Raw genomic sequence first — 11859 nt, 5'->3', positions numbered from 1 at the left:
AAATGGCTAGATATTTGGGTCCTAAGCTCAAGCTGAGCCGTCGCGAAGGAACAGACCTCTTCCTGAAGTCTGGTGTTCGCGCGATTGACACCAAGTGTAAATTAGAACAGGCACCTGGCCAGCACGGAGCGCGTAAACCGCGTCTGTCTGACTACGGTGTTCAGTTACGTGAAAAACAAAAAGTTCGTCGTATTTACGGTGTTCTGGAACGTCAATTCCGTAACTATTATAAAGAAGCAACACGTCTGAAAGGCAACACAGGTGAAAACCTGTTGACTCTGCTGGAAGGCCGTCTTGATAACGTCGTTTACCGTATGGGCTTTGGCGCAACTCGCGCAGAAGCACGTCAAATGGTTAGCCACAAAGCTATCATGGTAAATGGTCGAGTAGTTAATATCGCTTCTTATCAGGTTTCCCCGAATGACGTTATCAGCGTTCGTGAGAAAGCGAAAAAACAGTCTCGTATTAAGGCTGCTTTAGAGCTGGCTGAACAGCGTGAGAAGCCAACTTGGCTGGAAGTTGATGCTGCTAAAATGGAAGGTGTGTTCAAACGTATTCCTGAACGTACTGACCTGTCTGCGGACATTAACGAACACCTGATCGTCGAGCTTTACTCTAAGTAAAGCTTAGCACCAAAGAGAGGACACAATGCAGGGTTCTGTGACAGAGTTTCTAAAACCGCGCCTGGTAGATATCGAGCAAGTGAGTTCGACGCACGCCAAGGTGACCCTTGAGCCTTTAGAGCGTGGCTTCGGTCATACTCTTGGTAACGCACTGCGCCGTATTCTGCTTTCGTCTATGCCGGGTTGTGCGGTGACAGAGGTTGAGATTGATGGTGTACTGCATGAGTACAGCACCAAAGAAGGTGTACAGGAAGATATCCTGGAGATTCTCCTCAACCTGAAAGGGCTGGCGGTAAAAGTTCAGGGTAAAGATGAAGTTATTTTAACCTTGAATAAATCTGGCATTGGCCCTGTGACTGCAGCCGACATCGTCCATGATGGCGATGTCGAAATCGTCAAGCCGCAGCACGTTATCTGCCACCTGACTGACGAAAGCGCATCTATTAACATGCGAATTAAAGTTCAGCGTGGTCGTGGTTATGTGCCGGCTTCTGCCCGAGTACATTCGGAAGAAGATGAGCGCCCAATCGGTCGTCTGTTAGTCGATGCTTGCTATAGCCCTGTAGAGCGTATTGCCTACAATGTTGAAGCAGCTCGTGTTGAACAACGTACTGACTTGGATAAGTTAGTTATCGAAATGGAAACAAACGGTACAATCGATCCTGAAGAGGCGATTCGCCGTGCAGCGACTATTCTGGCTGAACAACTTGAAGCTTTTGTTGACTTACGTGATGTTCGTCAGCCTGAAGTTAAAGAAGAGAAACCAGAGTTCGATCCTATCTTATTGCGCCCAGTTGACGATCTGGAATTGACTGTCCGCTCTGCTAACTGCCTTAAAGCAGAAGCTATCCACTACATCGGTGATCTGGTTCAGCGTACAGAAGTTGAGTTGCTTAAAACGCCTAACCTTGGTAAGAAATCTCTTACTGAAATTAAGGACGTCTTGGCATCTCGTGGTCTTTCTCTGGGCATGCGCTTAGAAAATTGGCCACCAGCAAGTATTGCTGATGATTAAGATCACAGGTTAAGGTTTTACTGAGAAGGATAAGGTCATGCGCCATCGTAAGAGTGGTCGTCAATTGAACCGCAACAGCAGCCACCGCCAAGCTATGTTCCGTAACATGGCAGGTTCTTTAGTTCGTCATGAAATCATCAAGACGACTCTGCCTAAAGCGAAAGAACTGCGTCGCGTCGTTGAGCCGCTGATTACTCTTGCCAAGACCGACAGCGTAGCTAATCGTCGTCTGGCATTCGCCCGTACTCGTGATAACGAGATCGTGGCAAAATTGTTTAATGAATTGGGACCTCGCTTTGCAGCTCGTGCGGGCGGTTACACTCGTATTCTTAAGTGTGGCTTCCGTACTGGTGACAATGCTCCGATGGCTTACATCGAGCTTGTTGACCGTGCTGTTGAGTCTCAAGAAGCAGCAGCAGAGTAATCTGTCTGCTATCAAAAAAACCGGGTATATTTGCCCGGTTTTTTTGTACCTGCTATTCTATCCTTTCTCTAAGCTTCATTGACTTGATTTATTCTATTTTGACCCTATTTAGAGTGGAGTTCCCATGACTATGTATAAAATTGGGCAAATTGCGCGTCTCGCCGATGTCACACCAGACACGATTCGTTTTTATGAAAAACAAGGTTTGATGGGGCATAAACTGAGGACAGAAGGTGGCTATAGGTTGTATACTGAGCAAGATTTGCAACGGCTTCGGTTTATCCGTTATGCTAAGCAACTCGGCTTCACCTTAGAAGCTATCACTGAGTTATTATCAATACGTGTTGATCCTGAGCATCATACATGTCAAGAATCGAAGCAAATTGTTGATTTACGCTTGTTTGAAGTTGAAAAAAAGATACAAGAACTTATTATTATGCGTGATTCACTGAAAATGCTCAGCTCAGCTTGTTGTGGTGAAGAGCATGCGTCGACATATTGCTCGATAATGGAAATACTTGAGAAAGGCGCATCGAAAGTTTATTAATCGAAAATTTACTTTAAATTCATTTTTAAAAGAAGGTATATCATGAGTCGATATCAACATAAACGTGGTCAAATTAAAGATAATGCGATCGAAGCATTGTTACATGATCCGCTATTTAGACAAAGAGTAGAGAAAAACAAGAAAGGGAAAGGAAGTTATAACCGTAAAGCAAAACATGGTAAAGGTAATAACTGGGAGGCCAGTGGTAATCAGTTTTTTAACTTATTACCACTGGTTTTCTAGTATTACTTTTTATTTTGTTCTTTTAATAAATCACGAATTTCTGATAATAACACTTCTTCTTTACTTGGCGCCGGTGGTGCTTCAGGCTCTGCTTCTTTTTCACGACGAACTTTGTTCATTACTTTAATTGCCATAAAAATAGCAAATGCGACGATAACAAAGTCAAATACAGTCTGTATAAACATACCATAATTAAGAACTACAGCAGGAATATCCCCTTCGGCGGCTCTTAGTACGACGCTAAATTGTTTAAAGTCAACTCCACCAATTAATAGACCCAATGGCGGCATAATGACATCGGCGACTAATGAAGAAACAATTTTACCGAATGCAGCACCAATAATGATACCGACAGCCATATCGACAACATTGCCCTTCATCGCAAATTCGCGAAACTCTTTTAAAAAACTCATTCTACCCCCTAATTGAAAACTATTTGTGACAAAATAAATATTTAGTTAACAAATTATAGTATCTACTTTAATTAAGCTGCAAATAAGATTGTCGTTTTATTTTGATAATTATAAAAAGAAGGGGCTTGGTTGGAATAATTTCTCAACATCAGGAACATATTTCTTATCGGTAATGAACATAATGACATGGTCTCCTTGTTCGATTATATGATAATCACTGGCAATAATGACTTCATCTTCTCTAACTAAAGCACCAATAATGGTTCCTGGCGGGAGTTTTATATCTGAAATCTTTTTACCAACAACTTTAGAGGTATTTTCATCGCCATGAGCAATTGCTTCAATTGCTTCAGCAACACCTCGTCTTAATGAAGAAACACTGACAATATCGGCTTTCCTAACATGACTTAATAATGCTGAAATCGTCGCCTGTTGCGGTGACACTGCAATGTCAATAACACCACCTTGAACTAATTCAACATAAGCAGTTCTTTGAATGAGCACCATAGCTTTTTTGGCCCCCATTTTTTTCGCTAACATGGCTGACATTATGTTTGCTTCATCATCATTTGTTAGAGCAATAAAGACGTCCATCTGTTCAATATGCTCTTCTGTAAGTAACTCTTGGTCGGAAGCATCGCCATAAAATACAATTGTGTCATGCAGCAATTCAGCGAGTTCAGTTGCTCTTTGTTGATTTCGCTCGATAAGTTTTACACTGTAATCTTTTTCTAGCCTTTTCGCTAAACCAGCACCGACATTACCCCCACCCACGATCATGAGGCGTTTATATGGCTTTTCTAAGCGCTGCAATTCACTCATCACTGCTCGAATGTGTTGAGTTGAAGCCACGAAAAAGACTTCATCACCAGCTTCGATGATTGTTGAACCTTGAGGCCGAATCGGACGATCTTGACGAAAAATGGCAACAACTCTGGCATCAATATGTGGCATGTGCTCGCGTAAACTGGAAAGGGCATTACCCACTAATGAACCACCATAGTAGGCTTTAACCGCAACAATACTGACTTTCCCTTCAGCAAAATTGACGACTTGGAGTGCACCAGGGTATTGGATTAATTTATAGATATAATCAATCACCAATTGTTCTGGGGAAATCAGGTAATCAATAGGGATTTGTTCAGGCAAAAATAACTTGTCTGCTTCACGGATATATTCAGTCGCCCTAATACGTGCAATTTTATTTGGCGTATTAAAAAGGCTATAGGCGATTTGGCACGCGATCATATTCGTTTCATCAGAATTGGTGACGGCAACCAACATGTCTGCATCTTCTGCCCCCGCATCACGTAGTACGCGTGGATGTGACCCATGGCCGTTTACAACTCGGAGATCAAATTGATCTTGCAATTGGCGCAAGCGATCAGCGTTAGTGTCAACGACAGTAATATCATTGTTTTCATCCACTAGATTCTCAGCGAGGGTTCCGCCAACTTGTCCAGCACCTAAAATAATGATTTTCATTGAATATTCCTATCTCAGACAAGTTTTATTGGATTAGTTCTCTTGTTTGACCAAGCGCGCGTAAAAGAAGCCATCACCACCAGTTATACTAGGTAGTATCTGTAAGCCTGCTGTTGTGCCATCATTAAGAGAGGCTTCAGGGTGCTTAGCTAAAAAATTTTTTATTTGTAAGCTATTCTCTTCAGGCATAATTGAACAGGTCGCATAGACAAGGGTACCGCCAACTTTTAGGTAAGGCCAAATTGATTCTAATATTTTAGCTTGAAGTTCGGTGAGTTCATTAATGTCAGAATCTCGCCTTAACCACTTTATATCAGGATGACGGCGGATAACGCCTGTTGCTGAGCATGGGGCATCAAGAAGAATACGATCAAACAGTTGCCCATTAGCCCACTCTTCTGGTTTTGTACCATCACCTTGAATGACGGCTGCTTGCTGTTGCAAACGTTGCAAGTTTTCTTTTACACGTTTAAGACGGTGCTCATCAATATCAACAGCAACGACATGTGCTTTTGGTGCAAGCTCCAGTATATGAGTTGTTTTACCACCGGGTGCTGCACATAGATCAAGGATCGTTTCATGATTTTGTGGTTCAAGCAGTTCCGCACACCCTTGAGCAGAAACATCTTGCACAGTTGCCCAACCTTTTTCAAAGCCAGGAAGCCTTGTAACTGAAGTTGGCTCTGACAGTTTTATCGCGCAGGGGTGATGTGGATGCAATTCAGATGCAATCTCATTTTCTTCTAGGTATTTTTGATACTGTTCAGCAGTGTGATGTTGGGAATTAACCCTTAACCACATGGGAGGACGCTGGTTATTTGCATCAATAATCGTTTGCCACTTATCAGGGTAAGCATTTTGAAGGCGCTTTAAAAGCCAGCTCGGATGAAGGTATTGGCTACTATTATTAGTATTACGCTCTTCGAGTTGAGTTTGTTGCCGTTGGAATGATCGTAACACACCATTGATAAGCCCTTTTAATTGAGGGCGTTTTAGTGCAACTGCTCCATTGACCGTTTCCGCTAAAGCGGCATGAGGAGGAATACGTGTATAGAGGAGTTGATAAATCCCCACCATAATCAAGTAGTGCAATGTTCTCTGTTTACCTGTTAGTGGTTTCTCCATAAGCTGAGCAACAAACCATTCTAGTTTAGGTAAATAGCGTAGGACACCAAAGCAAATCTCTTGTAATAGAGACTTATCTTTTTCATTTATATTTTTTTGTAATTCAGGTAGTACCGTACTGAGAGACTGACCACCATCAATGACTTGACCGATGGCTACCGCTGCGATGCTACGCAAGTTATATGTATTTTTCATAAGTGAAGGTGAGTCTATTCGTCACGAAATAAATTTGCCTGAATATATTATCAGGCAAATTTATTGGCTTTCTAATTAAGTTGCTGTCCAGGAGTGAACCATTCTCGGCGTGAGTTGAGGAGATCTTGCGCTCCCATGGCCTTTTTACCCGGTGGTTGTAACTGAGTGATATTGAGTTTTCCGTTACCTGTTGCAACGCATATGCCATTTTTATCAGCGCTGAGGATAGTGCCTGGTTGCTCATTATGGTTTTCGGCAATGACTTGTGCCTGCCATACCTTAATAAGCTGCTCTTGAACTGTAAAATAGCTCATTGGCCAAGGATTAAATGCCCTAATACAGCGCTCTATTTGTTCAGCGGATTGTTGCCAATCAATACGAGCTTCCTCTTTAGATAACTTTTCAGCGTAGTTTGCCAGAGAGTCATCCTGTTTTTCAGGCACACATTGCTGATTGGATATCAGTTCTAACGTATGGATCAATGCCTCTGGGCCAATCACTGCCAGTTTTTCATAAAGTGTTGCACTAGTATCTTCAGGCATAATTGGGCAACTTGCTTTATACAGCATATCCCCAGTATCTAACCCTTCATCCATTTGCATAATGGTTACGCCAGTTTCAGCATCACCAGCCCAAATTGAGCGTTGAATAGGTGCAGCACCGCGCCAGCGTGGTAGTAAAGAACCGTGTACATTCAGACAACCTAAACGCGGAATATCTAAAACGGCTTTTGGTAAAATAAACCCATAAGCAACAACAATCATCAAATCTGCGTTGTGATCTTTGATCCATTGATGATTATCTACATTTTTCAGCGTAGTAGGCTGAAAAACTGGAATTTGGTGTTCTTGTGCTAATACTTTGACAGGGCTTGGCGTCAGCTTTTTACCCCTCCCCGCGGGCTTATCTGGTGGTGTAAGAACACCGACAACCTGATGTTTAGTTTTAAGTAAAGCGGCTAAGTGCCCAGCCGCAAAATCAGGTGTACCTGCAAAGATAATTTTTAATGATTCCGACACGGTTATATTTCCCTGTATAAATCTGTCTAGTTAGCTGTTTTTGCTGCTTTAGCTCTCATTCTATCTAGTTTTTCAACCTTTTGTCGGATACGCTGGCGCTTTAATGGTGATAAGTAATCAACAAACAATTTACCAACAAGGTGATCCATTTCATGTTGAATACAGATAGCGAGTAAGCCATCGGCTTCAAGTTCAAAACTATCGCCATTATAGTCAAGGGCACGAACCTTAACATGCTCTGCTCTGGGGACAAAACCATGTTGTTCAGGAATAGAAAGACAACCTTCTTCAATACCCGTTTCACCTGATTTGTCTAATAATTCAGGGTTAATAAGAACAAGTCGTTGATCCCGCGTTTCCGAGACATCAATAACAATGATCCGCTGATGAATATCGACTTGAGTTGCAGCAAGACCGATACCTTCTTCTTCATACATCGTTTCGAACATATCATCGACGATCTGTTGAATTTCGGCATCAACTTTTTCTACTGGCTTAGCAATTGTGCGTAAGCGTTCGTCTGGGTAATGTAATACATTTAATACTGACATAAATTTTTTCGAGCAGCGTCCAAAAAAGTGAATAGGAATTAATGCCTATTCTAGACATTTATCAGTCATATTGACAGTATTGGTTACGATTTGTTCACAGATGAACCTTTACAATAAAGTCAGGAAGACGCCATGGATGCGCAAGAAATTTGGTTAAGAATGTCTCAGGTGAGCCGGCTATCACCACATAAGGCATTAAAAATTATTAATAAGCTAAGGATATTAGAACAAGTATGCTCTTCTGTTTTACAGGAGTGTGGGTTAAGTGAACTGCAGTGTTTACAGTTTCTACACGTGCCATCTGTAAAATTAGCTCAAACGCTTAAATGGCTAGAAAAGGAAGAAAATCAACTGATTACTTTTTGTGATTCCTTGTACCCTTCCTTATTAAAGCATATATCTAATCCGCCACTCGTCTTGTTTGTAATAGGGCAAAGTGAGCTGATGGCGACAGCACAAATCGCAATAGTCGGTAGTCGGCAAGCGAGTGAGTATGGCCGTAAATGGGCGGATCGGTTTGCCAATAAATTTACTGACTATGGTTTTACAATTACTAGCGGGTTAGCATTTGGTATCGATGCTGCAAGTCATCGCGCGGCACTCGCAGCAAATGGGAAAACAGTTGCCGTTTTAGGGAGTGGATTAGCAAATATTTATCCTAGGCAGCATACTGCGCTGGCGGAGCAGATTAAACAAGAGGGGGTACTAATCTCTGAGTTTTTACCAAATGCGCCTCCGCTACCTAGGCAATTTCCTCGACGAAATCGAATTATTAGTGGCTTAAGTAAAGCGACAGTCGTGGTAGAGGCAGGGTTGAAAAGTGGCTCATTGATAACGGCTCGTTATGCCATTGAGCAAAATAGAGACCTTTTTACGATACCCGCACCACTTGGTAATTCAGCTTACAGTGGTAACCATTGGCTATTACAACAAGGAGCATATCTACTTGTTGAACCCGAAGATATCAAACACCATATAGAGGTTGGGTTAAATTGGTTGCCAGTCGAGCCATTAGAAGAAGAAACGCTGAATGCTGAATTTAATCTGACAGAGAATAAAATATTGAGTATGGTTGAGTATCACCCTACACCTGCAGATGTGATTGCTGAGCGTGTACAACAGCCGATAACAGAAGTCATTGCTGTTTTGACGGAACTTGAGATAGACGGTGCTATCGCTTCTGTTACTGGTGGGTATATAAAATTAAGTTAGTTGGCTAAGAGAAAATCATGTCAAAGCAATTGCCTTTTGAAACAGAGAAAAATGAACATTGTCCTGAATGCGGTTCTTTACTGGTCATTCGTAATGGTGCACATGGGCCTTTTTTTGCTTGTTCTTCGTACCCTCAATGTCATTATCTCAAACCTATGCGTCCTTCGGCAGAAAGCCATGTAGTAAAAGTATTAGAAGGGCAAGCATGTCCACAATGCGGCCATGATTTGGTTTTGAAGCAAGGGCGATTTGGTATGTTTATTGGATGTAGTCACTACCCAGAGTGTGAGCATATTGAATTAATTGATAAGCCAGATGAAACGAAAGTTGCTTGCCCCCAGTGCCAGACAGGTCACCTATTACAACGTAAGTCTCGGTTTGGAAAAACATTTTATGCGTGTGATAGCTATCCGTCTTGCCAATTTATTCTCAATCATAAGCCTGTTTCGGGTGAATGTGAGTTTTGTCATTATCCATTACTTATGGAAAAAAGGGGTGCTCAAGGAGTAAGATTATTTTGTGCCAGTAAACGATGTGGTAAACCACAAAAAGAATAATGAGTTAAAAAGATGCAAAATAAAGCTACACCTGCAATTGAAAATATTATTATTTCCCTGAACAAAGGGGAAGTTATCGCTTATCCCACTGAAGCCGTATTTGGATTAGGTTGTGATCCTGATAGTGAACAAGCGGTTAATAAGTTACTTGAGTTAAAACAACGTCCTTGGGAGAAAGGGCTAATTCTTATCGCAGACAATTATGAACAGCTGAAAGACTATGTGGACGATAGTCAGTTGACTGATGAACAAAAGCAAACGATGTTTGCAAGCTGGCCAGGGCCTGTGACTTGGGTTATCCCAGCCAAATCATCCACTCCGAAATGGTTAACTGGGCGTTTCGATACTTTGGCGGTAAGAGTAACAGATCATGGGTTAGTAAAAGAGCTCTGTCGCGAATACGGTAAGCCATTAGTATCTACAAGTGCGAATTTAAGCGGTCAGGAGCCATGTAGGACAACCAATGAAGTTCTAGAGCAGTTTAAGGGAAGTATCCCTGTACTTGATGGAATGGTGGGGGGCCGTCAAAACCCATCAGAAATTCGGGATGCTAAAACAGGGCAACTTTATCGTAAAGGATAACTATTATATGGGTAAATATGCCGTTTTTGGTCATCCGATAGCGCATAGTAAATCGCCAATTATACACCAGATGTTTGCTGAACAGACGGGTATTGCGCTGGAATATGAACGTATTTTGGCACCACTAGATGGCTTTGAGCAGTCATTGTCTGCATTTTTTGCTCAGGGAGGGATGGGGGCGAATGTTACGCTACCTTTTAAGGAAAACGCATATCAAATGGTATCTGAGCTAACAGATAGAGCTCAATCGTGCGGTGCAGTAAATACCGTGATGAAACTGGATAGTCACCGGTTATTAGGTGATAACACGGATGGTGCTGGCCTTTTGCTAGATCTTCAACGGCTTAATTTTATTCATAGCAATAGCAAAGTATTAATTATTGGTGCTGGTGGTGCAACGAGGGGGGCTTTATTACCTCTCTTAGAATTTGGGTGCGAAATTACGCTAACGAATAGGACTTTTTCTAAAGCAGAAACATTAGTAAATCAATTTGTTAGCTTTGGAAAAATAAAAGCACAGCCGATCGAACAGATCAAAACAGCCTGTTTCGATCTCATCATTAATGCAACTTCATCTGGAGTGAGTGGCGAGATCCCCGCAATTGATCCCGCTGTATTTTCTATGCGGGTGGCATGTTATGACATGTTTTATCAACATGGTTTAACACCATTTCTATCGTTCGCGAGTTCTCATCAGGTAAATCGCCTTGCCGATGGTTTAGGTATGTTAGTTGGGCAAGCCGCTTTCGCTTTTAAATTATGGCATGGAGTACTTCCAGATATAGAGCCGGTTCTTCTTGTATTACAAAAGGAACTGAAAAAGTGAATCAAGCTATTCAATTTCCAGATAGAGAAGAGTGGAATGCTGCTACAAGAAAAGTCCATTTTCCGGTATTAATTAGTGGAATGTTAGCTGAATGTGTAATATCAGACTCGTTGCTTTATCGGCGGTATGGAGAAGGGGCTGAGCCATTAGTGCTGTTCCAAAATAACCGTTGGGATATAGAAGAAGAGTTTGAGGCCTTGATAGCTCAAGGCCCTCAGGAAGATGATAGTGTTTATTCTTTACCAGAAGATAAATAATCATTCTTCCATTGAACGTAGTTATTCGCTGAATAACGTAGATGTTCTAATTCAGCTTCCGTTAGTTTACGGGCAGCTTTAGCTGGGCTACCAACATAAAGGTAGCCACTTTCCAGTTTTTTGCCTTGGGTGACGAGGCTATTTGCGCCTATAACTACGTCGCTAGCGATTATTGCTCCATCAAGAATAATAGAACCCATACCGACTAATACGCGATCCCCGATTGTGCAACCATGAAGCATCACTTTATGTCCGACGGTGACATCTTCGCCAATAATTAAAGGGTTGCCTTCTGGGTTATGTTTTGATTTGTGTGTTACGTGTAAGACGGAACCATCTTGTATATTAGTGCGAGCACCAATTTCAATGTAGTTCACATCACCACGTAATACGGATAAAGGCCAAATACTGACATCATCAGCTAAACGAACATCGCCGATCACAACAGCTGAAGGATCGATAAAAACGTTAGAGCCAGTGGTGGGATAAATATCGAGATAAGGTCTTAAGTGTTTGTTCATAAAGATGACCATAGTTGATAATTAGTGGTATTAAATAGAATAGTCGATATCTATTCATATTATGAAGAAGAGTATCCTTCAAAAAAGAGGGTATTTGTTGTTTGTTTTATAGTCACAATGCTAGAAAAAAAAACATAGTGATGATTTTATCTTCAAACAGTACTTTTTTTCAAAAAAAGGGTTGCTAGAATTTTCTGACTCCCTATAATGCGCATCCGTTGTCACGACAAACCGCTTCGGTGGTCAGGTTAGAAAAGAAAGCGG

The 11859-nt window shown here is 41.7% G+C and carries 16 protein-coding genes; 10 read left to right on the top strand and 6 right to left on the bottom strand.

The genetic code is table 11. The features are described from left to right. Positions 1-2: 2 nt before the first annotated feature. From rpsD to PR709_RS19170, 5 genes are all read left to right on the top strand, one after another. Positions 3-623 (top strand): 30S ribosomal protein S4, encoded by a 621-nt coding sequence (gene rpsD / locus PR709_RS19190; protein ID WP_004265487.1) that lies wholly within the window; start codon positions 3-5, stop codon positions 621-623. A gap of 25 nt (positions 624-648) precedes the next feature. After that, positions 649-1638 carry a DNA-directed RNA polymerase subunit alpha gene (locus PR709_RS19185; protein ID WP_004926425.1) on the top strand — a complete coding sequence of 330 codons (990 nt, stop codon included), beginning with the start codon at positions 649-651 and terminating at the stop codon, positions 1636-1638. A gap of 37 nt (positions 1639-1675) precedes the next feature. Then, complete coding sequence (rplQ, locus tag PR709_RS19180; RefSeq protein WP_014657271.1) at positions 1676-2062, top strand: 50S ribosomal protein L17; 387 nt, start codon at positions 1676-1678, stop codon at positions 2060-2062. A 130-nt stretch (positions 2063-2192) separates the two neighbouring features. Continuing rightward, positions 2193-2609 (top strand): Zn(2+)-responsive transcriptional regulator, encoded by a 417-nt coding sequence (gene zntR / locus PR709_RS19175; RefSeq protein ID WP_014657272.1) that lies wholly within the window; start codon positions 2193-2195, stop codon positions 2607-2609. 42 nt (positions 2610-2651) lie between these two features. Continuing rightward, positions 2652-2852: an alternative ribosome-rescue factor A gene (locus PR709_RS19170; protein WP_004926423.1), complete on the top strand. Its 201-nt coding sequence runs from the start codon at positions 2652-2654 to the stop codon at positions 2850-2852. A gap of 2 nt (positions 2853-2854) precedes the next feature. On the opposite strand, the gene mscL is transcribed toward PR709_RS19170, so the two are convergent. From mscL to def, 5 genes are all read right to left on the bottom strand, one after another. Then, positions 2855-3265, bottom strand: a complete 411-nt coding sequence (gene mscL, locus PR709_RS19165) for a large-conductance mechanosensitive channel protein MscL (protein ID WP_004926421.1) — start codon at positions 3263-3265, stop codon at positions 2855-2857. 108 nt (positions 3266-3373) lie between these two features. After that, on the bottom strand, positions 3374-4750 hold the full coding sequence (gene trkA / locus PR709_RS19160) for a Trk system potassium transporter TrkA (protein ID WP_004926419.1): 1377 nt from the start codon (positions 4748-4750) through the stop codon (positions 3374-3376). A 33-nt stretch (positions 4751-4783) separates the two neighbouring features. Continuing rightward, positions 4784-6070: a 16S rRNA (cytosine(967)-C(5))-methyltransferase RsmB gene (gene rsmB, locus PR709_RS19155; protein ID WP_004926417.1), complete on the bottom strand. Its 1287-nt coding sequence runs from the start codon at positions 6068-6070 to the stop codon at positions 4784-4786. Positions 6071-6141: 71 nt separating this feature from the next. Further along, positions 6142-7089 carry a methionyl-tRNA formyltransferase gene (fmt, locus tag PR709_RS19150; RefSeq protein ID WP_004926415.1) on the bottom strand — a complete coding sequence of 316 codons (948 nt, stop codon included), beginning with the start codon at positions 7087-7089 and terminating at the stop codon, positions 6142-6144. A 26-nt stretch (positions 7090-7115) separates the two neighbouring features. After that, positions 7116-7640 carry a peptide deformylase gene (gene def, locus PR709_RS19145; RefSeq protein WP_004926414.1) on the bottom strand — a complete coding sequence of 175 codons (525 nt, stop codon included), beginning with the start codon at positions 7638-7640 and terminating at the stop codon, positions 7116-7118. 132 nt (positions 7641-7772) lie between these two features. Between def and dprA the strand changes: the two genes are divergently transcribed. The 5 genes from dprA to PR709_RS19120 are packed head-to-tail and all read left to right on the top strand — an operon-like array spanning position 7773 to position 11074. After that, entirely contained in the window at positions 7773-8852 is a 1080-nt protein-coding gene (gene dprA, locus PR709_RS19140) for a DNA-processing protein DprA (protein ID WP_004926412.1), read from the top strand. Between the two features lie 17 nt (positions 8853-8869). Next, complete coding sequence (locus PR709_RS19135; protein WP_004926410.1) at positions 8870-9409, top strand: DNA topoisomerase family protein; 540 nt, start codon at positions 8870-8872, stop codon at positions 9407-9409. A 12-nt stretch (positions 9410-9421) separates the two neighbouring features. After that, on the top strand, positions 9422-9991 hold the full coding sequence (gene tsaC / locus PR709_RS19130; protein ID WP_004926409.1) for an L-threonylcarbamoyladenylate synthase type 1 TsaC: 570 nt from the start codon (positions 9422-9424) through the stop codon (positions 9989-9991). A gap of 7 nt (positions 9992-9998) precedes the next feature. After that, positions 9999-10817 carry a shikimate dehydrogenase gene (gene aroE / locus PR709_RS19125; RefSeq protein WP_040132556.1) on the top strand — a complete coding sequence of 273 codons (819 nt, stop codon included), beginning with the start codon at positions 9999-10001 and terminating at the stop codon, positions 10815-10817. Next, positions 10814-11074, top strand: coding sequence for a DUF1488 domain-containing protein (locus tag PR709_RS19120; protein ID WP_004926407.1), 261 nt, complete (start codon positions 10814-10816; stop codon positions 11072-11074). Before aroE ends, PR709_RS19120 begins: the two co-directional genes overlap by 4 nt. Here the strand turns inward: PR709_RS19120 and PR709_RS19115 are convergent. Next, a complete protein-coding gene (locus PR709_RS19115) occupies positions 11050-11595 on the bottom strand; it encodes a gamma carbonic anhydrase family protein (RefSeq protein ID WP_014657276.1) in 546 nt (181 codons plus the stop codon). The two genes, PR709_RS19120 and PR709_RS19115, sit on opposite strands and share 25 nt — an antisense overlap. Positions 11596-11859 lie beyond the last annotated feature (264 nt).

This window comes from Providencia sp. PROV267 (assembly GCF_028477825.1).
Lineage (GTDB): Bacteria > Pseudomonadota > Gammaproteobacteria > Enterobacterales > Enterobacteriaceae > Providencia > Providencia stuartii.
The sequence above is the reverse complement of the archived record's forward strand: the minus strand, read 5'-3'. Positions and strand labels throughout refer to the sequence as shown.

Coding starts and splice junctions, on each gene's coding strand:
- zntR (WP_014657272.1), top strand. CDS start 2,193: ATGTATAAAATTGGGCAAATTGCGCGTCTCGCCGATGTCACACCAGAC.
- PR709_RS19135 (WP_004926410.1), top strand. CDS start 8,870: ATGTCAAAGCAATTGCCTTTTGAAACAGAGAAAAATGAACATTGTCCT.
- PR709_RS19185 (WP_004926425.1), top strand. CDS start 649: ATGCAGGGTTCTGTGACAGAGTTTCTAAAACCGCGCCTGGTAGATATC.
- rpsD (WP_004265487.1), top strand. CDS start 3: ATGGCTAGATATTTGGGTCCTAAGCTCAAGCTGAGCCGTCGCGAAGGA.
- aroE (WP_040132556.1), top strand. CDS start 9,999: ATGGGTAAATATGCCGTTTTTGGTCATCCGATAGCGCATAGTAAATCG.
- trkA (WP_004926419.1), bottom strand. CDS start 4,750: ATGAAAATCATTATTTTAGGTGCTGGACAAGTTGGCGGAACCCTCGCT.
- PR709_RS19170 (WP_004926423.1), top strand. CDS start 2,652: ATGAGTCGATATCAACATAAACGTGGTCAAATTAAAGATAATGCGATC.
- tsaC (WP_004926409.1), top strand. CDS start 9,422: ATGCAAAATAAAGCTACACCTGCAATTGAAAATATTATTATTTCCCTG.
- mscL (WP_004926421.1), bottom strand. CDS start 3,265: ATGAGTTTTTTAAAAGAGTTTCGCGAATTTGCGATGAAGGGCAATGTT.
- dprA (WP_004926412.1), top strand. CDS start 7,773: ATGGATGCGCAAGAAATTTGGTTAAGAATGTCTCAGGTGAGCCGGCTA.
- rsmB (WP_004926417.1), bottom strand. CDS start 6,070: ATGAAAAATACATATAACTTGCGTAGCATCGCAGCGGTAGCCATCGGT.
- def (WP_004926414.1), bottom strand. CDS start 7,640: ATGTCAGTATTAAATGTATTACATTACCCAGACGAACGCTTACGCACA.
- PR709_RS19115 (WP_014657276.1), bottom strand. CDS start 11,595: ATGAACAAACACTTAAGACCTTATCTCGATATTTATCCCACCACTGGC.
- rplQ (WP_014657271.1), top strand. CDS start 1,676: ATGCGCCATCGTAAGAGTGGTCGTCAATTGAACCGCAACAGCAGCCAC.